At 67.2% G+C, this 24,142-nt stretch carries 23 protein-coding genes; 7 read left to right on the top strand and 16 right to left on the bottom strand.

All coding sequences use genetic code 11. The features are described from left to right. The first annotated feature begins 10 nt into the window (after positions 1-10). On the top strand, positions 11-1,690 hold the full coding sequence (locus AC3A6R_RS00805; protein WP_487859826.1) for an acyl-CoA dehydrogenase family protein: 1,680 nt from the start codon (positions 11-13) through the stop codon (positions 1,688-1,690). Between the two features lie 16 nt (positions 1,691-1,706). Here AC3A6R_RS00805 and AC3A6R_RS00800 read toward each other — a convergent pair whose 3' ends face one another. Next, positions 1,707-2,666: a LysR family transcriptional regulator gene (locus AC3A6R_RS00800; RefSeq protein WP_487863479.1), complete on the bottom strand. Its 960-nt coding sequence runs from the start codon at positions 2,664-2,666 to the stop codon at positions 1,707-1,709. Positions 2,667-2,780: 114 nt separating this feature from the next. On the opposite strand from AC3A6R_RS00800, the gene AC3A6R_RS00795 reads away from it, so the two are divergent. The 5 genes from AC3A6R_RS00795 (at position 2,781) to AC3A6R_RS00775 (ending at position 6,942) form a co-directional block, all read left to right on the top strand. Further along, entirely contained in the window at positions 2,781-3,755 is a 975-nt protein-coding gene (locus AC3A6R_RS00795) for a Bug family tripartite tricarboxylate transporter substrate binding protein (RefSeq protein ID WP_487863478.1), read from the top strand. 57 nt (positions 3,756-3,812) lie between these two features. Then, positions 3,813-5,054 carry an aconitase X gene (locus tag AC3A6R_RS00790; protein ID WP_487863892.1) on the top strand — a complete coding sequence of 414 codons (1,242 nt, stop codon included), beginning with the start codon at positions 3,813-3,815 and terminating at the stop codon, positions 5,052-5,054. Next, positions 5,051-5,467 (top strand): aconitase X swivel domain-containing protein, encoded by a 417-nt coding sequence (locus AC3A6R_RS00785; RefSeq protein ID WP_487863477.1) that lies wholly within the window; start codon positions 5,051-5,053, stop codon positions 5,465-5,467. Before AC3A6R_RS00790 ends, AC3A6R_RS00785 begins: the two co-directional genes overlap by 4 nt. A gap of 171 nt (positions 5,468-5,638) precedes the next feature. Further along, positions 5,639-6,433: an exodeoxyribonuclease III gene (xth, locus tag AC3A6R_RS00780; protein ID WP_487859825.1), complete on the top strand. Its 795-nt coding sequence runs from the start codon at positions 5,639-5,641 to the stop codon at positions 6,431-6,433. After that, on the top strand, positions 6,430-6,942 hold the full coding sequence (locus AC3A6R_RS00775) for a hypothetical protein (protein ID WP_487863476.1): 513 nt from the start codon (positions 6,430-6,432) through the stop codon (positions 6,940-6,942). Before xth ends, AC3A6R_RS00775 begins: the two co-directional genes overlap by 4 nt. Before the next feature lie 20 nt (positions 6,943-6,962). Here AC3A6R_RS00775 and ntrC read toward each other — a convergent pair whose 3' ends face one another. The 13 genes from ntrC to AC3A6R_RS00710 all read right to left on the bottom strand — a co-directional run bounded on the left by ntrC (position 6,963) and on the right by AC3A6R_RS00710 (position 20,928). Then, positions 6,963-8,495, bottom strand: a complete 1,533-nt coding sequence (gene ntrC / locus AC3A6R_RS00770) for a nitrogen regulation protein NR(I) (protein WP_487863475.1) — start codon at positions 8,493-8,495, stop codon at positions 6,963-6,965. A gap of 25 nt (positions 8,496-8,520) precedes the next feature. Further along, the gene (gene glnL, locus AC3A6R_RS00765) at positions 8,521-9,600 is read right to left on the bottom strand and encodes a nitrogen regulation protein NR(II) (protein ID WP_487863474.1); all 1,080 of its coding nucleotides are present in this window, start codon (positions 9,598-9,600) and stop codon (positions 8,521-8,523) included. Between the two features lie 2 nt (positions 9,601-9,602). Continuing rightward, positions 9,603-10,121, bottom strand: coding sequence for a hypothetical protein (locus AC3A6R_RS00760; protein WP_487863473.1), 519 nt, complete (start codon positions 10,119-10,121; stop codon positions 9,603-9,605). Positions 10,122-10,253: 132 nt separating this feature from the next. Then, entirely contained in the window at positions 10,254-11,669 is a 1,416-nt protein-coding gene (gene glnA, locus AC3A6R_RS00755) for a type I glutamate--ammonia ligase (protein ID WP_487859820.1), read from the bottom strand. 147 nt (positions 11,670-11,816) lie between these two features. Further along, positions 11,817-12,617, bottom strand: a complete 801-nt coding sequence (locus tag AC3A6R_RS00750) for a competence/damage-inducible protein A (RefSeq protein ID WP_487859819.1) — start codon at positions 12,615-12,617, stop codon at positions 11,817-11,819. Further along, positions 12,614-13,492 carry an EI24 domain-containing protein gene (locus AC3A6R_RS00745; protein WP_487859818.1) on the bottom strand — a complete coding sequence of 293 codons (879 nt, stop codon included), beginning with the start codon at positions 13,490-13,492 and terminating at the stop codon, positions 12,614-12,616. The genes AC3A6R_RS00750 and AC3A6R_RS00745 overlap by 4 nt, the downstream gene beginning before the upstream one ends. Before the next feature lie 38 nt (positions 13,493-13,530). Continuing rightward, positions 13,531-14,505 (bottom strand): sterol desaturase family protein, encoded by a 975-nt coding sequence (locus AC3A6R_RS00740; RefSeq protein WP_487859817.1) that lies wholly within the window; start codon positions 14,503-14,505, stop codon positions 13,531-13,533. Between the two features lie 10 nt (positions 14,506-14,515). After that, complete coding sequence (locus AC3A6R_RS00735) at positions 14,516-15,349, bottom strand: polysaccharide deacetylase family protein (RefSeq protein WP_487863472.1); 834 nt, start codon at positions 15,347-15,349, stop codon at positions 14,516-14,518. Further along, positions 15,333-16,361 (bottom strand): YncE family protein, encoded by a 1,029-nt coding sequence (locus tag AC3A6R_RS00730; protein WP_487863471.1) that lies wholly within the window; start codon positions 16,359-16,361, stop codon positions 15,333-15,335. The genes AC3A6R_RS00735 and AC3A6R_RS00730 overlap by 17 nt, the downstream gene beginning before the upstream one ends. A 79-nt stretch (positions 16,362-16,440) precedes the next feature. Next, entirely contained in the window at positions 16,441-17,172 is a 732-nt protein-coding gene (locus AC3A6R_RS00725) for a pseudouridine synthase (protein WP_487863470.1), read from the bottom strand. Continuing rightward, positions 17,172-18,908: a gamma-glutamyltransferase gene (gene ggt, locus AC3A6R_RS00720; RefSeq protein ID WP_487863469.1), complete on the bottom strand. Its 1,737-nt coding sequence runs from the start codon at positions 18,906-18,908 to the stop codon at positions 17,172-17,174. The genes AC3A6R_RS00725 and ggt overlap by 1 nt, the downstream gene beginning before the upstream one ends. 47 nt (positions 18,909-18,955) lie before the next feature. Beyond that, on the bottom strand, positions 18,956-20,551 hold the full coding sequence (locus tag AC3A6R_RS00715) for a methyltransferase regulatory domain-containing protein (RefSeq protein WP_487863468.1): 1,596 nt from the start codon (positions 20,549-20,551) through the stop codon (positions 18,956-18,958). Positions 20,552-20,634: 83 nt separating this feature from the next. Next, on the bottom strand, positions 20,635-20,928 hold the full coding sequence (locus AC3A6R_RS00710) for a hypothetical protein (RefSeq protein ID WP_487863467.1): 294 nt from the start codon (positions 20,926-20,928) through the stop codon (positions 20,635-20,637). Positions 20,929-21,047: 119 nt separating this feature from the next. On the opposite strand from AC3A6R_RS00710, the gene AC3A6R_RS00705 reads away from it, so the two are divergent. After that, positions 21,048-21,470, top strand: coding sequence for a hypothetical protein (locus AC3A6R_RS00705; RefSeq protein ID WP_487863466.1), 423 nt, complete (start codon positions 21,048-21,050; stop codon positions 21,468-21,470). 15 nt (positions 21,471-21,485) lie between these two features. On the opposite strand, the gene AC3A6R_RS00700 is transcribed toward AC3A6R_RS00705, so the two are convergent. Both AC3A6R_RS00700 and AC3A6R_RS00695 read right to left on the bottom strand, forming a co-directional pair. Beyond that, a complete protein-coding gene (locus tag AC3A6R_RS00700) occupies positions 21,486-23,105 on the bottom strand; it encodes a tannase/feruloyl esterase family alpha/beta hydrolase (protein WP_487863465.1) in 1,620 nt (539 codons plus the stop codon). Between the two features lie 52 nt (positions 23,106-23,157). Beyond that, entirely contained in the window at positions 23,158-24,132 is a 975-nt protein-coding gene (locus tag AC3A6R_RS00695; protein ID WP_487863464.1) for a Bug family tripartite tricarboxylate transporter substrate binding protein, read from the bottom strand. Positions 24,133-24,142 lie beyond the last annotated feature (10 nt).

Here is a 24,142-nt window from a genome sequence, read left to right as displayed (position 1 = left end):
AACCCATCCCATGACCGAAGCCACTGCCCTCGCTCCCCGCCCTGCGGCCGCCCACGGCACCCACGAGGTGTTCAACCAGCCCGCGCCCTATGGCGGCTACAACCTGCTGGCGCGCGACCATGCGCTGCGCGAAAGCCTCGAGCGCGAAGGCGCTGCGTGGGCCGCGCCGCGGCTCGATGCGCTGGCCGCCGAACTGGCCGACCCCGAGGTGATCCGCCACGGCTACCTGGCCAACCGCCACGTGCCCGAACTGCACACGCACGACAACTACGGCCACCGCATCAACGAGGTTCACCTGCACCATTCGTGGCACGAGCTCATGCGCCTGGCGCGCCGGCACGAGGTCCATTCGCTGCCGTGGCGCCAGCCGCAGGCCGGCAGCCATGTGGCGCGCGCCGCGTCGAGCATGCTGATGGCGCAGGTCGAAAGCGGCACGCTATGCCCGCTGCACATGACCTATGCGGGCGTGCCGGTGCTGCGCAACAACCCCGCGCTGAGCGCGCAGTGGGAGCCGTTGCTCACGTCGACCGGCTATGACCCGCGCTACCGCCCTTCGGCCGAAAAGAGCAGCGCCCTCATCGGCATGGCCATGACGGAGAAGCAAGGCGGCTCCGACCTGCGCGCGAACACCACGGTGGCGCGTGCCACCCAGGAGCCCGGGGTGTACGAACTCACCGGCCACAAGTGGTTCTTCTCGGCACCGATGGTCGACTGCTTCCTGACGGTGGCACACACCGAAGGCGCGCCGGGCAGCATCTCGTGCTTCCTGGTGCCTTTCTGGCTGCCCGACGGCACGCGCAACCGCTTCTCGATCATGCGGCTCAAGGACAAGCTCGGGAACCGCTCCAACCCTTCGAGCGAGATCGAATACAACGGCACGCTCGCCTGGCGCGTGGGCGACGAGGGCAAGGGCATCCGCACGATCATCGAGATGGTCAGCCTCACGCGGCTGGGCTGCGCATCGATCTCGGCGGGCATCATGCGCCAGACGCTCTTCAGGGCGCTGCACCACACGCAGCAGCGATCGGCCTTCGGCGCCAAGCTGGTCGACAAGCCGTTGATGAGCAACGTGCTGGCCGACCTGGCGCTGGAGTCGGAAGCCGCCACCGCCCTGCTCATGCGCCTGGCCGGCAGCATCGACCGGGCGGCCACCGACGACAACGAAGCGCGCTTCTCGCGCGTGGTCACCGCCATCGCCAAGTACTGGCTCGCCAAGCGCGCGAGCGCCAATGCCTTCGAGGCGCTGGAATGCCACGGCGGCTTCGGCTACATCGAAGATTCGATGATGCCGCGCTTCTACCGCGAGGCCCCGGTGCAGAGCGTGTGGGAAGGCAGCGGCAACGTGATCTGCCTCGACGTGCTGCGCGCGGTCGACCGCGATCCCGAGGCGCTGCGGCCGGTTCTGCAGGAAATCGAGCTTGCGCGCGGCATGAACCCACACCTCGATGTGACCATCGCATGGCTGCGCGATGCAGCGTTCCGCCGCGAGCGCATGGACGGCATTGCGCGGCGCCTGGTCGAGAAGATGGCGCTCGCGCTGCAGGCCTCGCTGCTGCTGCGCTTCAGCCCGGCCTATGTGGCCGAGGCGTTCTGCGCCTCACGACTCGGCGGCGACTGGGGCTTCGCCTTCGGCACGCTCGCGCCCGAAGTCGAATTCAAGAAGATCGTCGAGCGCGCCTGGGCCGCCTGAGGGCGCGAGGCGCCGGTCAGTGCAGGCCGAGCGTTCTTGCCGTCTGCAGTGCGATCCGTTCGAACGCCGCGACGATCGGCGGCCGCTCGATGTCGTTGCGGCCGATCAGGCTGATCGGCGCGGCCTTGGCGGCCTGCTTCGGCCGAAGCACGACCAGGTCGCCCTCGGCCTCTCCTGCCGCTGCAATGGTGTGGGGCAGGACCCCAAGGAGCTCGCCGGAGCCGATCACGTAGCGCATCTGGTGGAAGCTGCTCGACGCGACCGCGACGCTCGGGCGGAGGTTGCCTCTCGCGGTGAACATGCCCTCGGTAATCTCCCGCAACGGGCTTCCGACGGCGGGAAGCACCCAGCGCGCGCCGGCGAGTTCCCTCCATGTCACGCTCGCTCGGGCGGCCAAGGGGTGGTGGCTGCCGCAGACGATGTCGAAGGCTTCGGTGTAGATCTTCGTCGCGCGCACGCTGCCTGGCGTGCCGGCATGCAGTACCCGCCCGAAGATCAGGTCCAGGTTGCCCTGCAGCAGCTGTCCCAGGAGTTCGTCGGTGGTCCCCTCCTGCAGCGAGAAACGCGCGCGCGGATGCGCATCGAGCAGGTCGTTGATGCAGCGCGCCAGCAGCGTCGACGACAGCGACGGGATGATCCCGAGCCGGATCTCGCCGCCGCCGCCGCGCGTGAACTGATCGAGGTCCGCGCTGATGTTGCCGATGTCCGCCATCACCACGCCGATGTGCCGGCGCAGGATTTCGCCGTGCTGCGTCAACTGCATGCCGCGCCGGTTGCGCTGGAACAGCAGCACCTGGAACATGTCTTCGAGCTCCTGGATGAGCTTGGTGGCTGCCGGTTGCGTCATGTTCGATGCGACCGCGGCCTTGCGGATCGTCTGCAGCTCGCACACGTGGCGGAACACTTCGAAGTGCTTCAGCCGCAGCCGGGAGCGGATCACGGGATGCACGGCGTCGTGCGGAGCGGGCAGCGTCACGAAAGAACCCCCTGGTGATAACCAGAACCATGCATGTGCGGCGAAATCGTGATTATCCAAGAATCACAAAAACGGCCAGAGTCTGTCTGCCAACGAAAACCAAATGGAGACACGATGCAAAGCAGACGCACATGGATCGGCGCCCTCGCGGCCGCCTGCCTGGCTGCCACGGCGCCCTCGGCGCACGCCGCCTTTCCCGACAGGCCCATCCGCCTGATCGTCCCGTTCCCGGCGGGCGGCGCCACCGATGTGGTGGCCAGGGCGCTGGCGATCCGCCTGGGCCAGAAGCTCGACCAGACGGTCCTGGTCGAGAACAAGACCGGGGCCGGCGGCAACATCGGCGCCGACCATGTCGCGAAATCCGCGGCCGACGGCTACACCGTGCTCATCGCTTCGCCCGCGGAAGTCACGATCAACGGGTTCCTCTACGCGCACATGAGCTTCGACGCCGCGAAGGACCTCGCGCCCGTCGCGAAGCTCGCATCGGCCCCGCTGGTGCTCGTGGTCAACGCCCGATCGCCGGCGGAATCGGTCAAGGACCTGGTAGCCCGGGTCCGGAGCAAGAACGGCGGCGCGAACTTCGCGTCCTCGGGCATTGGAGGCCCGCAGCACCTCGCCGGCGAACTGTTCCGGCTGACGGCCGGGCTCAAGATGACCCACGTGCCCTACAAGGGCGGTGCGCCGGCGATGACGGACCTTCTCGGCGGACAGGTCGACCTGTTCTTCTCCGGCCTGCCGCCGGCACTGCCGCACATCGAGGCCGGCAAGCTGCGCGTGCTGGGCGTGAGCACGGCGCAGCGATCCGCGCTGCTGCCGCAGGTACAGACGGTCGCCGAGCAGGGATTCGCCGGCTTCGACATCGAGAACTGGCAAGGTGTCTTCGTCCCCGCCGGAACGCCCAAGCCCATCGTCGACATGCTTTCGAAGCGCATCGGCGAGATCACCGCCGACAAGAGCTTCTCCGAGCACCTGCAGGCCCAGGGCGCCGCACCGGACTACCTGGACCCCACGGCCTTCGGCAAGTTCGTTGCCGCCGAAAGGCGCAAGTACGCCCGCCTGGTCAAGGACTCCGGCGCCAAGGCCGATTGAAGGAGAAGGCAAAAGATGAACAACACCATTGACGCCACCGAACCGCGCACCGGCTCGATGCGCCTGACCGCCCAGGAGCAGGCCATGCTTCGCGGAGACCACGGGCCAGCGGTGCAGGAGGCGATCCGCTTCCAGATCGAGGTCGGCAGCTTCTTCGATGCCGAGCGCTTCGTGCCCATCACCCATGCCCACGTCATGGGCGACATCGAAGTGATGGGCGACGGCGGGCTCGCGCACCTGCGCGGCATGGGCGACAAGAACGCCCGCTGCGCCGTGCCGACCTCGAGCAATGCGCAGTGCATGCACTTCCACGATGACGAGAGGCTGCGCCAGGACGAGGACGAGGGCCTCAAGGAAAAGGAGATCCTCTCGCGCTACAAGACGATGCGCATCGCCACGACGGACTCTTGCATTCCCTACCAGCAGGTCTACCAGCCCAAGCTCGGCGAACATGTGGCGTGGGGAGACACCGGGACGGTGATCTACGCCAACTCGGTGCTCGGGGCGCGCACGAACTTCGAAGCCGGCAAGGCCAGCTTCGCGGCCGCCCTGACCGGGCGCACGCCGGAGTACGGCTTCCACCTCGACGAGGCCCGCGCCGGCTCGCTGCTGGTCGAGCTGCAGGCCGAGATGCGCGACCTCGCCGACTGGGGCGCCCTGGGCAAGCTCGTGGGCCATCCGAACCAGGACTACTTCGCCGTGCCCGTCTTCGACGGCTTCGAACGCATGCCCTCCTCGGACGAGCTGAAGCAGCTGGGCGCATCGCTCGCGAGCTACGGATCGATGGCGATGTTCCACATGGTCGGCGTGACGCCCGAGGCAACGACGCGAGACAAGGCCTTCCAGGGCAGGCAGCCCGAGCAAAGGATGGTGGTGCGGGACGCGGACATCCAGGCCGTCTACGACGCCTACCGCTATCGCGACGGCGGGTCGGCCATCGTCGTCTTCTCCGGGCCGCAGCTTTCGCTGTTCGAGATGCAGGACCTGGCCGAGCTCTTCGAGGGCCGCACCGTGGCACCGGACATGGCCGCCGTCGTGACCACCAACCACATGGTCTACAGCGATGCGAAGCGCCTCGGCTATGTCGACACGCTCGAGAAGGCGGGGGTCACGATCCTACAGGGCGTGTGCTTCTACATCCTGCAGCGGCTTTCGAAGATCCGCGAGGAGAACGGCTGGACGAACCTGATCTCCAATTCGGGCAAGCTCGTGAACACGATCACGGCGCATCGCTTCAACACGGTGCTGCGCCGCACGCGCGATTGCGTCGAGATCGCCTGCACCGGGAGGCTCGCATGACGACGACGATCCGTGTGAAACGCGCGTGGGGCGAGCAGGTGGAAGGCCTGGCCCTGGTCATGCGCGAGGGCTTCAGTCCGCGCTACGACCTGGATCGCTGGACCGGCGTGATCTCCCGCATCGGCCACAGCGCGGAAGGCGAGTCCATCCGCGACCGCGTGCTGATCATCCCGACCAGCAAGGGCGGGGTGGCGGGCGGATGGGCATTCTTCGATCTGCTCAACAAAGGCATCGCGCCCAAGGCGCTCGTCTTCGGAAAGCTGAACCCGGTCATGGTCCAGGGTGCGGCGCTGGCGCGCCTGCCGATCGCGGAAGGCTGGGAACAAGACCTGCTGGCCCTGGTGCGCACCGGCGATCGAGTCCAGATCGACCCCGGGTCGAAAGCCATCACCGTCCTCGGCCGCGCGGATTGAGTTCGGGCGGCGAGAGCGCTCGCGCGTTGTGGTCATGCGCAGGGAAGTTGTAAAGTGGCGCACCCCATGCGGGTGCAGCGAAACATGGACGATGCCTACCGCAGCGGGAGGCAGCACCATGGGCACCCGCTTCGACAGGATTTTTCCTTGGCCCCGATCACTTTGCAAAACATGCGCATAGCCACCTGGAACGTCAATTCCCTCACCGCCCGCCTGCAGCACGTGCTCGACTGGCTGATCGCCAACCCTGTGGACGTGCTGTGCCTGCAGGAACTCAAGATGAGCGACGACAAGTTTCCGCTCGACGTGCTCAAGTCGGCCGGCTACGACTGCGCGGTGTTCGGCCAGAAGACCTACAACGGCGTCGCTATCCTGAGCCTGATGCCGATGGGCGACGTGGTGAAGAACATCGGCGGCTTCACCGACGACCAGTCGCGCGTGATCGCGGCCACGGTGCAGACGCCGACCGGTCCGCTGCGCGTGGTGAACGGCTACTTCGTCAACGGGCAGGCACCGGGGACCGAAAAGTTCGCCTACAAGATGGGCTGGCTGCGCGCGCTGCGCGAATGGCTGCGCGAAGAGATGGCCGCGCACCCGAACCTGGTGCTGCTCGGCGACTTCAACGTCACGCCCGAAGACCGCGACAGCTACGACCCGGTGGGCCTGAAGGAAACCATCCACCACACGACCGAAGAACGCGAAGAGTTCAAGGCGCTGCTGGCGCTGGGCCTGGTCGACAGCTTCCGGCTCTTCGAGCAACCCGAAAAAAGCTATTCGTGGTGGGACTACCGGATGCTCGGCTACCAGAAGAACCGCGGACTGCGCATCGACCACATTCTGGTGAGCGAGCCGCTGGTGCCGCGCGCACGGGGCTGCGTCATCGATCGTGTGCCGCGCAAGTGGGAGAAGCCCAGCGACCATGCGCCGGTGGTGCTCGAACTCGACCAGGGAGTGCCGGCGCCATGACCATCCGTCTGCTCGCAGTCGCCGCCGTGCTGCTGACGCTCGCCGGCTGCTCGGTGCTCAAGCCATCCGACACCAAGTCCGGCGACGACGGGAAACCGGGCGCTTCGGCCTCCGACGATCTGCCCGGCGCGCGCAGCGACGTGCCGACGGTGCGCCTGATCACCGCGCAGACACCGGTCGTGCGGGCCTACCGCAAGACCGGCGCGCGCAAGATCTACAACACGTACGCCAAGCGCATCTACAAGGGCAAGATTCCGCCGCTGGTCTATGCGGTGGTGGTGGTCGAGACCGACCTCGACGCCGAGGGCAACGTGAGGAACGTGACCTTCAGCCGCGTGCCCAGCCACGCGCCCGAAGTGCCGCCGATGATCGCGAAACTCATCAAGGGCGCCTCGCCGCTGCCGAGCCCGGGGCGCCTGGGCGGCCACACCTACGTCGACACCTGGCTCTGGGACAAGAGCGGCAACTTCCAGCTCGACTCGCTGACGCTGGGGCAGCGCAGCCGGTAGGCTCGCTCCCCTTGCGGGGGCTATTCGATCCCGAGTTCCTGGATCTTGCGCGTGATCGTGTTGCGGCCGATGCCGAGCTTCTGGGCGGCCTCGATGCGCCGGCCGCGGGTGCTGGCCAGCGCCGCGAGGATCAGGCGCGATTCGAAGCGGCGCGAGAGCACGTCCCAGACGTCAGTGCGCCCGGCCGCAAGCAGCGCCTGGGCTTCCGTCTCGAGGCCGCTCTCCCAGCTGCTCGCAACGACCGGGACTTCGGCGACGAGGGTCTCGGACGCGGCGGCCATGGGCGCGGAAAACTCGCGATCGCCGCCCGGCGATGCAAGCGGTGCTGCATGCAGCGGCGCGGCAGCAGCAGCAGCAACAGACACTTCGGCCGCGGCAGGCGCGACGGCCATGATCTCGGGCGGCAGGTCCTTGGTCTCGATGAGTTGCGCCGGCGCCATCACGGTGAGCCAGTGGCAGATGTTCTCGAGCTGGCGCACGTTGCCGGGGAAGCCGAAGGTCGCGAGCTTGGCCAGCGCAGCCTCGGAAATGCGCTTGGGCTCGACACCGAGCTGGCGCGCACTCACCTGCAGGAAGTGGCGCGTGAGGGCCGGCACGTCCTCGCCGCGTTCGCGCAGCGCCGGCAGGCGCAGCCGGATCACGTTGAGGCGGTGGAACAGGTCTTCGCGGAAGCCGCCGAGCTTGACGCGCTGCTCCAGGTCCTGGTGCGTGGCCGCAATGACGCGCACGTTGGCCTTCACCGAGTTGTGGCCGCCGACACGGTAGAAGTGCCCGTCGCTGAGCACGCGCAGCAGGCGCGTCTGCAGGTCGAACGGCATGTCGCCGATCTCGTCGAGGAAGAGCGTGCCGCCCTCGGCCTGCTCGAAGCGCCCTCGCCGCATGGTCTGCGCGCCGGTGAAGGCACCGCGCTCGTGGCCGAACAGCTCGCTCTCCAGCAGGTCCTTCGGGATGGCCGCGGTGTTGATGGCCACGAAGGGCCCGTTGGCGCGCGGCGAATGCTTGTGCAGCGCGCGCGCGACGAGCTCCTTGCCCGAGCCCGATTCGCCGGTGATGAGCACCGTGACGTTGCTCTGCGAGAGCCGGCCGATGGCGCGGAACACGTCCTGCATGGCGGGCGCCTGGCCCAGCATCTCGGGCGCGGCAGCCATGCGCTCCTCGGCCACTTCCTCGCGCTGGCTCTCGTCGACCGCGCGGCGGATCAGCTCGACGGCGCGCGGCAGGTCGAAGGGCTTGGGCAGGTATTCGAAGGCGCCGCCCTGGAACGCCGAGACGGCGCTGTCGAGGTCGGAGAACGCCGTCATGATGATGACCGGCAGGCCCGGATGCTTGGCCTTGATCTTGTCGAGCAGGTCGAGGCCCGAGCCGCCGGGCATGCGGATGTCGCTCACCAGGACCTGCGGCCCCTGCTGCTCGTCGCCGCCGGCCTGCTCGAGGGCCGCCAGCACCTCGCGCGCGCTGGTGAAGCTGCGCGTCGGCAGGTCTTCGCGCAACAGAGCCTTCTCCAGCACGAAGCGGATCGATTGGTCGTCATCAACTATCCAGATCGGCTTCATGCATCTCCTTGTGGGCCGGTGGCTGCTAGGGCAGCGGGATCAGTATCTTGAAATCGGTTCGGCCCGGGACACTGTCGCACTCGATCACGCCGTGATGCTGTTGCACGAAAGTTTGCGCCAGCGTCAATCCAAGCCCGGTTCCGCCTTCCCTGCCCGATACGAGCGGATAGAAGATGCGGTCCTTGATCGCGTCCGGCACACCCGGTCCATTGTCGATGACATGCAATTCCAGTGCCAATCGATACCACTGCTTGTTGAATATCACCTGCCGGGCAATGCGCGTCTTGAAAGTGATCTGCGCGTCGCCCGCCGCGCGACGCTCGGCGAGCGCCTGCGCCGCGTTGTGCGCGATGTTGAGCGTGGCCTGGATCAGCTGTTCGCGATCGCCGCGGAACTCGGGAATCGAGACGTCGAAGTCGCGCTCGATGTGCAGGTCGCGCGGGAACTCCGCCAGGATCACGGAGCGCACGCGCTCGCAGACCTCGTGGATGTTGACGTCGCCCACGACGTGCGGACGCCGGTGCGGCGCCAGCAGGCGGTCAACCAGGGTCTGCAGCCGGTCGGCCTCATGGATGATGACGTTGGTGTATTCGATGAGGTCGCGCGACTCGACCTCCATCTGCAGCAGCTGCGCCGCGCCGCGGATGCCGCCGAGCGGGTTCTTGATCTCGTGCGCGAGGTTGCGGATGAGTTCCTTGTTGGCCTGCGCCTGGTCGAGCAGGCGCTCTTCGCGGTCTTGCCGCACCTGCTGCTCGAGCGGCGACATCTCTATGATCAGCTCGCCGGCCTTGTCGCCCTGTGCCAGCGTGACCTGCACCGGCATCAGCTCGTGGTTGACCCGGCGCAGGAAGGCCTCGTAACGCAGCGTGGCGAAGTCGTTGCTGCGCGCGCCGTCGATGGCGGTGCGCAGCACCTGCGGCTCGTGGAAGCAGGCGCCGAACTGCGAGCCTTCGAGCGTGCGGCGCGAAGTGCCCAGCGCGTCTTCGAGCGCGGCGTTGGCGAACAGCACCGACCCCTTGGTGCTGACCACGGCGATCAGCGTGGAGAGCAGGTCGAAGGACTGGAAGCGCGGTGTGGCGCTGGCCGCCTTCTTCCCGAACACCATGGCTACGGCCTGGCCGGCAAGCGGCCGAGCTCGCGGCGGATGCCCGCGATGTCGCTCTCGTTGCGCGCGAGTTCGGCCTTCATCTCGGCCACGCGGTCGAGGTACTTCTGGTAGTTGCGGCCTTCGCTGCCCTGTTTTTCGGGCTGGCCGTTGTTGTACTCGCGCTGCAGCTCGGCCTGGCGCGCCTCGGCCTTGCGGAGTTCGGTCTCGAGCACTGAACGGGCCTCGCCGTCGCGCGCACGCTGGTCGACGCCTTCGACCCGCGGGCTGCCGGCGGGCGAGCGCGAGGCCGACGGCGCCGGGCTGCCGCTGGCGGCGCCAGTGCCCGAAGCGCTGGCGCCCGATGGCCGGGTGCCTTGCACGATGGTGACGTTGCCGCCTTCGATGACCTTGCAGCCCTTCTGCTGCGCGATCGTCGCGTTGTTGGTGTATTCGTTCCCGCAGCGCCACACGCGCTCTTGCGAGAGCGCGGGCAAGGCAGCGAGCGAACCGGCCAGAAAGATCAGTGAGGCAAGCTTCATGGAGGGGCGTAAGTGGCGGAATCGGGCATTTTCGTGCAATTCGACACGATCGATGATGCGATGTTCCCGGCCCAGAAAAAAGGACGGCCGCAGCCGTCCTTTTGGTTGTGTCGCGCCCGCGAGGGCTGGCGATCAGAGCGAATAGTACATGTCGAACTCGACCGGATGGGTCGCCATGCGGAAGCGCGTGACTTCCTGCATCTTCAGCTCGATGTAGGCATCGATGTAGGCATCGGTGAACACGCCGCCCTTGGTCAGGAACGCACGGTCCTTGTCGAGGTACTCGAGCGCCTGGTCCAGGCTGTGGCAGACGGTCGGGATCAGCGCGTCTTCTTCGGGCGGCAGGTGGTACAGGTCCTTGCTGGCGGCTTCGCCCGGATGGATCTTGTTCTCGACGCCGTCGAGGCCCGCCATCAGCAGCGCGGCAAAACCGAGGTACGGGTTCATCAGCGGATCGGGGAAGCGCGCCTCGACGCGGCGGCCCTTCGGGTTCGACACGAACGGAATGCGGATCGAGGCCGAGCGATTCTTGGCCGAATAGGCCAGCTTCACCGGCGCTTCGAAGCCGGGCACCAGGCGCTTGTAGCTGTTGGTGCCGGGGTTCGTGATGGCGTTCAGCGCACGGGCGTGCTTGATGATGCCGCCGATGTAGTGCAGCGCGAAGTCCGAGAGGCCCGCATAGCCGTCGCCGGCGAACAGGTTCTTGCCGTCCTTCCAGACCGACTGGTGTACGTGCATGCCCGAGCCGTTGTCGCCGACGATGGGCTTGGGCATGAAGGTGGCGGTCTTGCCGTAGGCGTGGGCCACGTTGTGGATCACGTACTTCTGCAGCTGTACCCAGTCGGCGCGCTGGATCAGCGTGCTGAACTTGGTGCCGAGCTCCATCTGGCCGGCGTTGGCCACTTCATGGTGATGCACTTCGACCGGGATGCCGAGCGATTCGAGCACCAGGCACATTTCCGAGCGCATGTCCTGGAAGCTGTCGACCGGAGGCACCGGGAAGTAGCCGCCCTTGACCGCCGGGCGATGGCCGGTGTTGCCGTGCTCGTATTCCTTGTCAGTGTTCCACGAGGCTTCTTCGGAGTCGATCTTGACGAAGCAGCCCGACATGTCGTTCTTCCAGCGCACGCTGTCGAACACGAAGAATTCCGGTTCCGGACCGAAGAAAGCGGTGTCGCCCAGGCCCGACGCCTTCATGTAGGCCTCGGCGCGCTTGGCGAGCGAACGCGGGTCGCGCTCGTAGGGCTTGCCGTCGGTCGGGTCGATCACGTCGCAGGTCAGGATCAGCGTCGTCTCTTCGAAAAACGGATCGATGTTGGCGGTGTTGGGGTCGGGCATGAGCTGCATGTCCGAGGCTTCGATGCCCTTCCAACCGGCGATGGACGAACCGTCGAACGCGTGGCCCGAAGTGAATTTGTCTTCATCGAAATGCGACACGGGCACGGTCACGTGCTGCTCCTTGCCGCGGGTGTCGGTGAAGCGGAAGTCGACGAACTTGACCTCGTTTTCCTTCACGAGCTTGAGTACGTCGGCGACGGTCTTTGCCATCAGTTTCTCCTGGTTGGATGGGTGGTTGGAATGACAGGGTCGGGGAATGCAGGTTCTGTGCCATTGTCGCCCCGTCTTGGGGAGGCTCCGGGCACGGCGCCCGCCCCCAAATGATGAAGATGATTCACCAAACTGGTGCAAACGAGATCAGCGCACCAATTCTGGGCCCAACTTCGCTTCAAAGGCGTGCAACCCTTCAATCAGCTGGGCATAGGCGGCATCGAGCTGCAGCGGATCGCCCTTGACGCCGAGTTCGATGTGCCGCCCGTATTTTGGATGGTCGACGCTCGGCAGGCTGAACACCTTGACGCCGGCATGCGCCGCCTCGACGGCCAGCATCAGCGGCGTGAGCGTGGCTTCCATGGCGCCGAAGACGATGACCGACTTCTCGGCCGACTGGCCGGTCGTGAACAGGTCGGGGTAGCGGCTCTCGAGCACCGATTCGATCATCGGCCACGCCATGACGGGAAAGCCCGGGACGAAATGCACATGCTCGACGCTGAAGCCCGGGATCTTGTTGTACGGGTTCCGGATGATCGTCGCGCCCTGAGGAAACACGCCCATGTTGAGGCGGTGGATGTTGTCGGGCCGGTCGGGCTCGTAGACCGTGCCCTGCTCGCGCGCGGTGTCCTGCATGCGTTCGCGGATCAGCGCCTCGGCCTCGGGATGCAGTTCGAGCGGCCGCCCGAGTGCCTGGGCGGCGCACTGCCGTGTGTGGTCGTCGGGCGTGGCACCGATGCCACCGGTCGAAAAGACGACATCGCCCGAGGCGAAGGCACGCGCCAGCGCCGCCGTGATGCGCGCGGGCACATCGCCTACGTACTCGGCCCAGCCGAGCTGAAGGCCACGGGCGGCCAGCAGCTCAATGACCTTGGGCATGTGCTTGTCGGCACGCTTGCCAGAAAGGATCTCGTCACCGACGACGATCAGGCCAAAAGCGCGGGTCATGGGGATTTCCATTGAGAAAGAACGGCCCGGTCGGCCTCGTCCGCAGAAGGGTTTGCGCCGGCCAGCGTCGCCGCGGCCTCGCGCTGCGCGCGCAGTTTCGCGAGCGCGTCGAGGCAGTAGTGGGCGAACCAGAGCGCGGAAAACGCGAACACCAGCGTGTAGATCCAGATCGCGAGCGGCACCAGCACGAAGAAAGCGGCGGCGAACAGCAGGCCCGAGGCCCAGACGATGCTCGGTGCCGCGCCGAGGTAGCCGCAGAACACGCCGATGCACAGCAGCGGCACCCGGTGCGTGCGCAGCAGCGTGGCGCGCTCCTCGGGGCTGGCGTGGTCCGCCAGCGCATCGAAGCTCATCACGCGGTAGGTGAGCCAGCCCCAAATCAGCGGCGGCAATATCAGCACCAGCGGCGGAATGAGCCAGAGCGGCATGGACACCACGAGCGCTAGCAGCGCCAGCACGGTGACGCCGAGTGAGCGCGCCACGCTGCCGATGAACGAGGCGCCCTTCTTGCGCTCGAGCACCGGGAAGCGGCGGTTCGCCACCAGCGTGGTGAGCGGCGGGGCCATGAGGCCCGCCACCACGATCAGCGAGACCACCACGATCAGCGGCGTGGCCGCAAAGACCACCACCATCGGCGCGAGCACCGAGGTGACGTCGCTCGAGAACAGCCGGCCGATCCAGCTCCAGAAGCTCGACAACAGCGGCCAGGCATCGAGCGCCTCGCGCGTCCATGCCACAGCCGCGTCCCAGAAGAAATAGCCGAAGCCCGCGGCCAGCAGCACCATGAGGGCCAGCGGCAACAGCGACAGCACGATCACGCGCGGCAGCATGCAATAGGCGACCGCGCGCCAGAAGGAGTCGATGAGCAGGCGCATTGGGTGGGAAGGATAACCGCCCCGGGAGGCGCCGAGGCTCAGTGCCGGCCGACCAGGCGCTTCAGGCCGAGCCATTGCTGCGACCAGAAGCCCTGGCCGTAATCGCGCAGGCGTCCGTCGGCGCCGGGCTCGACCTGGTCGCGGATGCCGGTCGGGTCGTAGCGGTTCTCGAAGTTCGCGGTGCCGAACAGCAGGTCCCAGCACGGCAGCAGCACGCCGAAGTTGCAGCCGCCCAGCGTGTGGGCGCCGCGCGATTCGTGGCCCAGGCCGATGCTGTGGTGCAGGCGGTGGAAGCGCGGGCTGATCCAGAGCCGCTCGCCCACGGCACCGAAGCCGAGCCGGAGATTGGCATGCTGCAGGCTCTCGCTGAGCTGGGTGAAGGCCACGAAGGCGATGAACTGGCCCGGCGCCACGCCGATCAGCTGTGCGACCAGCACGATCAGCGTGCCGTGCAATACGTCGTCGAGCAGGTGGTTGCGGTCGTCGCTCCACATGGTCATCTGGCGCTGCGAATGGTGCAGCGAATGCAGGCCCCACCACCACCTGAAGCGGTGCTGGCCGCGGTGGATCCAATAGCCGACGAAATCGAGCACCACGAGGTAGACCACGAACGCGACCAGCGGCACGTCGGTCACGCCGGGCCAGAGCCCGTCGAGGTGCAGGGTGCCCCAGCCCGCGGCGCGCAGGCTGCCGAGGGCGTCGTCGAAGACGGGCTCGAGCGTGAAGAACATCGCAAGCCGGAACAGGCCCAGCCGGTGGATCAGCGTGTAGAGGATGTCGGTGCGGATCGCGCGGCGATCGGCCACCGGCTCGACTGCGCGCCAGCGCTGCAGCGGCCCGATGACGGCGAGCAGCACCAGCACCTGGATCAGGCCGACCAGCAGCCAGCCGGTGGCGTCGAACGCGTCCTCGGTCCAGCCGCCGAAGCCGGCCGCATACACCAGCGGCTGGACCAGTGTTTCGAAGAACCAGCCCTGCAGCGCGGAAAAAACATCGGTGAACCCGTCGATCATCTCGGCCTGTTCAAGGATGCGATGCGATCCAGTCGCGGTACTGGGGATGCTGGCGCAGTGTTTCGAAGCAGAAGCCCTTCGCCTTCAGGCCCACGATCAGTGACTCGAGATTGGCCGGCGCCCAGGGGTCCTTGCGCGACCAGATGCCCAGGTGCGCGAGCAGGATGTCGCCGGGGCGGATGCTGCCGAGCGCCTGCTTCAGAAGTTTCTCGTTGCTGAACTTCTCGCTCGGCAGCTCGTCGCCGAGGAACCCGGCCGGCGACCATCCCACATGGGCGAAGCCGCAGGCCTTGGCGGCCGCGAGCAGCCGCGCAGAAGTCTTGCCGCCGGGCGCGCGGAACAGCGGCAGGGGCTTTTTGCCGGTGACGAGTGCGAGGCGCTCCGAGGCCTTGGCGATGTCGGCGCAGTATTCGGCGGCGCTCCAGGTGAATTCGCGCCCCGCCAACGCACCGGCCGATGGCTTGATGCGAAAGCGCGGTTCGGCGCCCTCGAGGTCGGCGCGCCAGTAGGCATGGTCGTAGGTGTGCGATGCGAACTCGTGGCCTTCGGCCGCGCGCGCCTTCCACCAGGGCGCCCAGTGCCGGTCGAGGCTGTCGCCGCCGTCCAGCGTGCGCTCGGCGGCGCCGAAGAAGGTCACGCGCACGTCGTGGCGCCGGAGCACGTCGGCCACGAGCTCGGCCACGCCCATGTGGCCGGTGTCGAAGGTCAGGTAGAGGGGTTTTGCGCAGGCGCCCCCGGTGCCGGCCGCTGCCGCCAGCGTGGTGCCGAAGGCGGCCGCGACCCCCATGGCGGCGGCCAGCCCGCGCAACGCATGCCGGCGCGCCGGCTCAGGTCCTCTTCGCATGGTCCAGGGTCCAGACGCCGTGCGGGGAACGGCCGACGTTGATCTGACGCACGACCTTCTGGCTCGCAAGGTCGACCACGCTGAGCTTCTTGGCCCAGCGCGAGGTGACGTACAGCGTCTTGCCGTCGGCGGACACATCCATGCAGTCGGGGCCGCCGGGCACGGCATAGGTCGCCGTGACCTTCAGCGTCGCCAGGTCGATGCGGCTGATGGAGTTGGCGACGCGGTTGCTCACGAACACGCTCTTGCCGTCGCCGGCCGCGCGGAACGCGTGGGCGCCCTTGCCCGTCGGAATCTGGCCGACCAACTTTGGCTGGGGGCCGGCCACATCGAACACCTGCACGCCATCGCTGCCGGTCAGGCCGACGAGCAACGTCTGGTCGTTGTGCGCACCGTAGACGTCAGCCGGCATCGGGCCGGTCGCGATGCGCCAGCGGATGGTCTGCGTCGGCAAGTCGACGGCGATGAGTTCGTCGCTGTCCTGCATCGTGACGTAGGCGACGGTGCTGGTCCGGTCGATCCAGATGTGGCTCGGCGTCTTGCCCGTGGCAATGCGCTTGGCGAGCTTCAGGTCGTGGCCGTCCCAGTGGTAGACGTCGACGTGGTTCAGCCGGTTGGCCGCGGTGACGAACCACTTCATGTCGCGCGAGAACTGGAGGTGGTACGGATCGATGATGCCGTACACCACGCGCTGGACCTCGGCGGTGCGCGGGTTCACGAAAGTCAGGGAGTCGCCGGCCGAGTTGGCCACGATCACCGACTTCTCGTCCGGCGTCATGTAGATGTGGTGCGGCTCCTTGCCGGTCGGAATGCGCAGCTTCTCGGTCCAGTCGACCGGGCTGATCACGCTCACGCTGGCATCGAGCGAATTGAGCACGAAGATCGGCGGCGGCGGCTCCGGTGGCCCGGCGCTGGCGGCGGCGGGCGCCATCAGGGCGGCCGCGCAGCTCAGCAAGGCGTACAAAAGAACAAGGGCCGCGGCGCGGCCGGGCTGGCGGGCAGGAAGACGCAAGTGAAATTCCGGAGAAGTGCTTCGGATGGTAACGATCGTATGCGCCCGCCGGCTGACCGCCGGCACAGGAAATCGCCGCTTATTTGGCGGGCGCGCGCAGCGCGGCGACCTCGGCCGCATCAAGCCAGCGCCACTGCCCGGGCGCCAGATCGTCAGGCAGCGCCACCGTGCCGATGCGCGAACGGTGCAGCGCCTCGACCCGGTTGCCCACCGCGGCCAGCATGCGCTTCACCTGGTGGTACTTGCCCTCGGTGAGCGTCAGCCGCAGGTGCAGCGGGGCGTCGGATTCGCAGGCGGCGGCGCGCACCGGCTTCGGATCGTCGTCGAGCACCACGCCGGCCAGCAGGCGCGCGATCTGCGCCGCGTCCACCGGGTGCTTGGCGGTCACTTCGTAGACCTTCGGCACATGGTGCTTCGGCGAGCCCATGCGGTGGATGAAATGGCCGTCGTCGGTCAACAGCAGCAGGCCGGTCGTGTCCTGGTCGAGCCGTCCGATGGCCTGTACGCCCTGCACCGCCGCCTTGTTGGGCCGCAGCCGCAGCGGCGACGGCAGCAGCGTGTAGATGCTCGGGTAGGTCGACGGCTTCTGCGAACACTCGGTGCCGGCCGGCTTGTGCAGCATCAGGTAGGCCTTGTCGTGGTACGCCCATTCGGTGCCCTGCACCGTGAACCGCAGCCCTTCCGGTTCCAGGTCGGCGGCAGGGTCGTCGACCACCGCGCCGGCAATGGTGACGAAGCCTTGCTGGACCAGCCCCGCGCAGACGCGCCGCGTGCCGAAACCCTGGGTGTAGAGGATGTCTTGCAGGTGCATCAGTACCCTGCCGCCAGGCCCGTGTTGCGGCGCGGATCGTTGGCGCCGTAGAAGCGGTTGTTGCCGACCGGCTTGCCGCCGAGCGACGGCGCGCCCACGATGATCGCCGCCATGTGGTTGGCGGGCTGCGGCACGCCCAGGTTGTGGCCCATGTCGGTCAGGATCTTGCGGGTGTCGGGGCTGAGCGCGTAGGGCTCGACGTTGGTGACATCGGGCAGCCATTGCTGGTGGAAGCGCGGCGCGTCCACCGCCTCCTGCACGTTCATGCCGTAGTCGACCACGTTCAGGATGGTGTGCAGCACGGCCGTGATGATGCGGCTGCCGCCGGGCGTGCCGACCACGAACACCGGCTTGCCGTCCTTCGAGACGATGGTCGGGCTCATCGAGCTCAGCGGGCGCTTGCCCGGCGCGATGGCGTTGGCCTCGCCCTGCACCAGGCCGTAGAGGTTGGGCACGCCGACCTTCGAGGTGAAGTCGTCCATCTCGTTGTTCAGCAGCACGCCGGTCTTGTCGGCCGTGACCTTGGCGCCGAACCAGTCGTTGAGCGTGTAGGTCACCGACACCGCGTTGCCCCATTGGTCGGTGATCGAGTAGTGGGTGGTGTTGCTGCCCTCGTGGGGCGCGACACCCGGCTTGATGTCCTTGGAGACGCCGGCCTTCTGCGGATCGATGGCGGCGCGGATCTTCTCGGCATAGCCCTTGTCGAGCAGGCGCTCGAGCGGGTTCTTAACGAAGTCGGGGTCGCCCAGGTAGCTGTTGCGGTCGACGTAGGCGTGGCGCATCGCCTCGATCTGGTAATGCACCGCCTCGGCCGAGCGGAAGCCGAGGTCCTTGAGCGGATAGCCCTCGAGGATGTTGAGCATCTCGCAGATGACGACGCCGCCCGAACTCGGCGGCGGCGCCGACACCACGCGGTAGCCGCGGTAGTCGCACTCGATCGGGGCCAGCTCGCGCGTCTTGTACTGGTCGAGGTCGGCCTGCGTGATGATGCCCTTTCCGGCCTGGCTCGACGCCACGATGGCGGCGCCGACCGGTCCCTTGTAGAAACCGTCCACGCCCTTGACGCTGATCGCGCGCAAGGTCTTGGCCAGGTCCTTCTGCACCAGCTTCTGGCCCACGGCGAAGGGTTCGCCCTTGTTCAGGAAGATCGCAGCCGACGCCGGATCTTTCCTGAAATGGTCGGTCGACGTCAGCAGCATGTCGACGTCGCCCTGCTGGAGCGCGAAGCCCTTGTCGGCGAGCTGGATCGACGGTGCGATCAGGTCGGCCCGCTTCATCGTGCCGTACTTCTCGCGCGCGTATTCCATGCCCGAGACCGTGCCGGGCACGCCGACCGCAAGGTGGCCGAGGGTGCTCAGGCCCTTGATGACATTGCCGTCCTTGTCGAGGTACATATTGGCCGTGGCGGCCAGCGGCGCCTTCTCGCGGAAGTCGAGGAAGGTCTTGCGCCCGTCGGCCAGTTGCAGGGTCATGAAGCCGCCGCCGCCGAGGTTGCCCGCGGCCGGATACACCACCGCGAGCGCATAGCCCACGGCGACGGCGGCATCCACCGCATTGCCGCCGCGCTGGAGCACATCCACGCCGATCTTCGTGGCGAGATGCTGCGCGCTCACGACCATGCCGTGCTCGGCCGCGACCGGCGCCTGCGAGGCCGCGTGCGCGGCACCCGCGCCTCCCAGCATGAGCGCGGCCGCCACCGCAGCGCGCAGTCTCGGGGTCCAATGGAATTGCTGCATGGGAAGCCTCCTGTGTGTTTGATGACGAGAGAGAGATTGTGCGTGGGTCAGCCGACCAGCAGCGCCTTGCGCTGCAGCGCCTGCAACCCCAGGGCCACCTGGCCGAGCGCAAACGCCTCCAGCGCTGAAGGATCGATGAGCGGCTTGTCGCGCAGCACGAAGCGCAGCCGGTCGGCGCGAACTTCGGCCGCGAGATGGTCGGCCAGCATCTCGTGCGAATGCGTGCCGTCGAGCAGCGGCAGCAAGGCACGTTCGAGCGGCGTCAGCGCCACGGATTCGTGCCACTGGTTGCAGGCGCTGGCGGTGTCGCCGGCACTCAACGCCAGGCCCGGGGCACTGCGCACCGCGGCCAATGCGCGCGGGAATGCGGACACCTCCGCGGCGGCCTGCACCGGTGCACGGCGGAACCGCACCGCGCCCATGATCGCGAGTTCTTCGAGCATCGACATCACGATCGGCTCGATCGAAGCCAGAGGCTCGCGCGTGCGCTCGGCCACCGCGGCAATCAATGCCTCTGCCGGCATGCTCGAGGGATAGCGCGCATCGAGCAGCTGCGCCAGCGCCTTCTGCGCAGGCAAGCGCAGCGTGAGCGTCACGCCGCGCTGCGCCGTGCACTGCTGCTCGCGCGCGTCGAGCGTGAACGGCCCGCCGTCCGCACTGCCGAACGCGCCTGCGAATTCGAGCGCGCGGATGCGCGCGGGATCAAGCCGCAAGCGGATGCTGCCGGCGCGCGCCTGCGGCACGAGCAGCGTCTGGCGAAAGGTGCGGTTGACCAGGAAATCGAGGTACTGCTCCATCAGGATCTGGCTGCCGCCGCATTCGCGCAGCAGCGGTTCGCGCACCGTCTCGCCGTAGTTCTGAACGAACATCGTCGAGGGTTCGGCATCGCCCAGGTAGGCGAGTCCTTTCGCGGCAGCACGCGCCGCGAACTCCTTGAAGTAGCAGGGCGAATTGCAGGGTTCGAGAAACTCGTGCAGCAAGTAGTAGCCGCTCGCGTTGCGCACGATCGGCATCGTTTCCTCGAGCGTCTTCTTCAGCACGCTGCCGGGCCGGGCCGACTGCTCCAGAAATTCGAGCATGCCGCGCGCATAGGCCAGCTTCTCGTCGGGCGTGTCGCGCGGGCCGCCGCGCAGCATCATCGCGTCGCGCACGATCTCGCGCGCCTTCCAGCCCGGATAGACGTTGTAGCTCACGTAGGCCACGCCATCGGGCGCAAGGTTCTCGGCGCACACGCGCAGGATCGCGTCCTGCACCGGCCCCGGCACCCAGCTGTAGACGCCGTGGCAGACGATGTAGTCGAACTGGCCGAGCGATGCATCGACGTCCGCCAGGTTGAAGGCCCGCAGCGCGACGTTCGAAAGGCTCGTACGCGCAATCGCGCCAAGGCCCTGTTCGACCTGCACCCGCGAGAGGTCGAGCCCGAGTGCGCTGGCCCCAGGATGGCGCGCCGCATACGGAATCAGGTTGCCGCCGGCCGCACAGCCGAGTTCGAGCACGCGCGCACGCGACGGCGGTGGCGTGTCGAGGCCGAACAGGAAGGCGATCGCCTCTAGGTGCTCGACCGCGGATTGCGGGAACGGATGCGACTCATAGGGCACCGTGTCGTAGTAGCTCGTGAGGGTCGAAATCGATGGATCGGGCACGGCGTCCTTTGGTGGGATCGAGGCGGCGACTGCGCTCGTCGACTATAGCTTCGGCGCCCGGGCGAAACAAAGCCGCCGACCGGTCACTCGACCTTCGGCAGCCCGAAGCCAAAACCAAAGGCGGACCCGCCTGTGCCTGCTTGGGCCTGCTCGGCCTTCCCCTCTGGCTCCGCCTCGCGCGGGCCCGCGTCGAGGTCCTTGACCATGTCTTGCAGTTCGAGCAGGCCCTCAGCCATCGCCGCCTTGTAGGTCTCGAAGCCGCGCGGCGACCCTCTCAGCATTTGCCAACTTTCGTCCCCGAGTTCGACCAGGCGCCAGCGGTAGGCGCCCTCTTCGTCCTCGGTCACGGTTACGGCGATGCGCCTGAGCAATGGCATGCGCCGACCTTCGCCTGCCATCGCGCGATGCCGGGTCGGACAGTCGCCACTCCTGCCGCAAGACGTTCCTGGATGCATCAATTGACTGTATATTCATACAGCAACTCGCTGGCCACGCCATGACCCACATGAACCAAGCTGAACTTTTCTACCGCGCGGCGGAAGTGCCGGTGTTCGATGTCTCGATGCCGTCCGCACCCGTGCAATCCGAGCCACTGCAGGCCGAATACGACGACGACGCCGAGTTCGAGGCGCAGGCCCTCTACACCGTCAGACTCGCCGACTACGCATACGCAGGGTCCGATGCGATCTGTGTGGCGGAGCAGCGCTTTCGCCGCGAAATCGACAAGCAGCTCGGCGGCGAGGTGATCGCGGCCCTGCGCGCATTTCAGAACGCAAGCGAGTCGGCCGAGAGCGATCTTGCCAAGGAGGAATTGGCCCTGGCCAAACGATGGGCCAAGGCGTATGACGGGGCCAGGACCGCGGGCTTTCGCGACCTCGGCGATACGGACGAAGCGTATTTCGAGGTGCGGCCCCTTTAGGCCGCTAGCCCGCTTTTACTCCGGTGACACGCAGCTGAAGCTCGCCGCGACATTGACATCGCCGACGCCGTTGTACTTGCTGACTTTCGGCCAGGCGCACAGCGGCATCGTGCGTTCGACCTCAGCGGTTGGCTGGTCGCCGAGGTACTTCGTGGCGATGATCTCGTCGGGCGCGCGCCCCGACTCCACCCAGAGTGCCAACGCGGCCAGAACGTCTCTGGAAGGGTCGTTCGGCGAGATGGGAAATCCGGGCCGCAGGTTTCCGAAGGTGTTGGGGCCCACACCGCCGCGGCAGTGCGCCATGCCGGGTGCGTTGAACAGCCTGAAGAACTCCGGCGTCTTGCCCGGCATCGCTGCTTCCACGCTCTTCAGATAGTCCACGGCCGCACCGGGCACCTGCGTGCCGTCGGCAAGCCCCTGGTAGACGATCAGCTTGCCGCCGCGTGCGTGGAATGCAGCGAGGTTTGGGTTCGTTGCGTCCACCGCGAAGTCCAGCGTCTTGCGCATCACGTCCACGTCGTTGCCGAAATCGAACGACCGCCAATCCCAGTTGAGTCCCCAGACCCACTGGAAGGGAAAAGGAAAAGCCGGCGCCGAGGTCGGGGTCGGCTCGGATGCCGTGAAACTCAGTTCCGTCCCATGCAGATAGCCGGGGAAGATCTGTTCTCCCGTCACGCGGTGCGTAGGTCCCGCGTAGATCTTGCGCAGCGCGCCCACTTGTCCGGACGACAGGCAGTCGGCGCCGTCCGTGCCTGCGGCACATTGCATCACCGCCGGATCGATCGTGCATTTGTCGGGGCGCCCGATGACGCCGTCGGTCAGCCCGTCCAGGCCGTCGCACGCTGCCATGACCTTGTCGGCCCACAGTTTTCTCTTCTCGACGGTCAGCCAGGTGGTCTCGTCCTGCTGGGTTGCGGAATAGGCCCACTGATAGGCGACGTGCGCCGGTACGCGACCCGCCCCCGGTGCGCCTGCAACGATTCCGTCGTAGTCGTCGGGGTATCTCTGCGCCTCGTGCATGCCCTGCCCACCGCCGGTGGAGCACCCGAGGAAATACGAACGGCTCGGCCCCGTTGCGTAGAACTCCTTCACGACGGCTTTTGCAAGTGTGGTCATCAAGTGGGTCGCTCGATGGCCGAAGTCGACGATCTTCTCCATGCGCCCCACCATGCGCTCGACGCCTGCGGACGTACCGAGATCGGTGTTCGCGACCGCGTACCCGCGTCGCACGCCATTGGCCAGCGCCTCGTAGTCGATCCGGCCGGCCATTCCGCCATTGCCGGTGCCCAGGTATTTTCCGTTCCAGGCCTTGGGCATCCACAGCTCCACCTTGATGTCGGACTCCGTCGTGGGCTTGATCGTCGCCGCCAGACGGCAGAACGATGGCAGGTCTGCGATGGTTGCGCCCGACGGTGGGACGAAATTGCCCGACGCGACATCCTCGGCCACGCTGAACGTGGTGTCCGCAACCTTCATTCCCGCAAGCGAAGCGCAACGGGTGGCCACGGGCTGGATCGGCGAGACGGCCTCATTCGAGCCGCCTCCGCACGCGGCGAGCAAGGGAACGAACAGGGCCGCGCGAAGCAGATGCCAGGGAAACACCGGCAACGCGGTGCCGGCTCGATTTGCGAGCATGTGGATTCTCCGAAGGTGATGGTGGCGAAGCGACGACCCGCTGTTCAGCGCGTCAATTGCCGTCGAGCTGGATGCCCGCGGCCTTGATGACTGCGCCCAGCTTCGCGGCATCGTCCTTGATGGTCGTCGCGAACTGCTCAGGCGTGCTGGCCACCACGTCCATGCCCATCGCGCCGAGCTTCTCCCTGGTTTCGGGCAGCTTGAGGATGCGCGTGATCTCAGTGTTGAGCTTGGCGACGATCGCGCGGTCGGTGCCCGCGGGCGCGACGAAGCCGATCCAGGTGACCAGGTCCATGCCGGCGAGCCCCGACTCCGCCAGCGTGGGAACGTCCGGCAGCGACGGCGATCGCCTGGCGCTGGTGACCGCCAGTGGCCGGACCTTGCCGGACTTCACGAAGGCCATGGCCGGGCCGAGCGCATCGAAGATGACCGGCACTTGCCCGCCCATCACGTCCGTCATCGCCGGGCCGCTGCCCTTGTACGGAATGGCGACCATGTCGACCTTGGCCACCGACTTGAACGCTTCGCCGGCCACCTGCGCCGGCAGCGCGCCGTGGGCGTAGGCCAGCTTGCCATCGCGCGTGTTCGCAAGGCCGATCAGGTCCTTCACGCTGCGCGCCGGCACAGCCGGATGCACCGCCAGCACCATCGGCATGGTGATCGCCAGCGACACCGGCACGAAGCCCTTGATCGGGTCGTACGGCAGCTTCGCGTAGAGGCTCTGGTTCATTGCGAGCGTGGAGTCGATCGGCAGGAACAACGTGTAGCCGTCGGGCGCGGCCCGCGAGGCGAGCTCCGCGCCGATCACCGTGTTGCCGCCGGGGCGGTTGTCCACCGTGACAGGCACGCTCCAGCGCTCGGACAGCTTGGCCGCAACGCTGCGCGCCACCGTGTCCGTGCCGCCGCCGGGCGGAAACGGCACGATGATGCGGATCGGACGCTTCGGGAAAGTGTCCGCGGGGCTTGCCGCAACCGCCGCCAACGGAAGCGCGAACACGCAGAGAAAGAGCTTCTGGATCAGGTTCATGGAGCGCTCC

Source organism: Variovorax sp. Soil_C_19 (assembly GCF_057657255.1).
The sequence above is the reverse complement of the archived record's forward strand: the minus strand, read 5'-3'. Positions and strand labels throughout refer to the sequence as shown.

Coding starts and splice junctions, on each gene's coding strand:
- AC3A6R_RS00805 (WP_487859826.1), top strand. CDS start 11: ATGACCGAAGCCACTGCCCTCGCTCCCCGCCCTGCGGCCGCCCACGGC.
- AC3A6R_RS00795 (WP_487863478.1), top strand. CDS start 2,781: ATGCAAAGCAGACGCACATGGATCGGCGCCCTCGCGGCCGCCTGCCTG.
- AC3A6R_RS00790 (WP_487863892.1), top strand. CDS start 3,813: ATGCGCCTGACCGCCCAGGAGCAGGCCATGCTTCGCGGAGACCACGGG.
- AC3A6R_RS00785 (WP_487863477.1), top strand. CDS start 5,051: ATGACGACGACGATCCGTGTGAAACGCGCGTGGGGCGAGCAGGTGGAA.
- xth (WP_487859825.1), top strand. CDS start 5,639: ATGCGCATAGCCACCTGGAACGTCAATTCCCTCACCGCCCGCCTGCAG.
- AC3A6R_RS00775 (WP_487863476.1), top strand. CDS start 6,430: ATGACCATCCGTCTGCTCGCAGTCGCCGCCGTGCTGCTGACGCTCGCC.
- ntrC (WP_487863475.1), bottom strand. CDS start 8,495: ATGAAGCCGATCTGGATAGTTGATGACGACCAATCGATCCGCTTCGTG.
- glnL (WP_487863474.1), bottom strand. CDS start 9,600: ATGGTGTTCGGGAAGAAGGCGGCCAGCGCCACACCGCGCTTCCAGTCC.
- AC3A6R_RS00760 (WP_487863473.1), bottom strand. CDS start 10,121: ATGAAGCTTGCCTCACTGATCTTTCTGGCCGGTTCGCTCGCTGCCTTG.
- glnA (WP_487859820.1), bottom strand. CDS start 11,669: ATGGCAAAGACCGTCGCCGACGTACTCAAGCTCGTGAAGGAAAACGAG.
- AC3A6R_RS00750 (WP_487859819.1), bottom strand. CDS start 12,617: ATGACCCGCGCTTTTGGCCTGATCGTCGTCGGTGACGAGATCCTTTCT.
- AC3A6R_RS00745 (WP_487859818.1), bottom strand. CDS start 13,492: ATGCGCCTGCTCATCGACTCCTTCTGGCGCGCGGTCGCCTATTGCATG.
- AC3A6R_RS00740 (WP_487859817.1), bottom strand. CDS start 14,505: ATGATCGACGGGTTCACCGATGTTTTTTCCGCGCTGCAGGGCTGGTTC.
- AC3A6R_RS00735 (WP_487863472.1), bottom strand. CDS start 15,349: ATGCGAAGAGGACCTGAGCCGGCGCGCCGGCATGCGTTGCGCGGGCTG.
- AC3A6R_RS00725 (WP_487863470.1), bottom strand. CDS start 17,172: ATGCACCTGCAAGACATCCTCTACACCCAGGGTTTCGGCACGCGGCGC.
- ggt (WP_487863469.1), bottom strand. CDS start 18,908: ATGCAGCAATTCCATTGGACCCCGAGACTGCGCGCTGCGGTGGCGGCC.
- AC3A6R_RS00710 (WP_487863467.1), bottom strand. CDS start 20,928: ATGCCATTGCTCAGGCGCATCGCCGTAACCGTGACCGAGGACGAAGAG.
- AC3A6R_RS00705 (WP_487863466.1), top strand. CDS start 21,048: ATGACCCACATGAACCAAGCTGAACTTTTCTACCGCGCGGCGGAAGTG.
- AC3A6R_RS00700 (WP_487863465.1), bottom strand. CDS start 23,105: ATGCTCGCAAATCGAGCCGGCACCGCGTTGCCGGTGTTTCCCTGGCAT.
- AC3A6R_RS00695 (WP_487863464.1), bottom strand. CDS start 24,132: ATGAACCTGATCCAGAAGCTCTTTCTCTGCGTGTTCGCGCTTCCGTTG.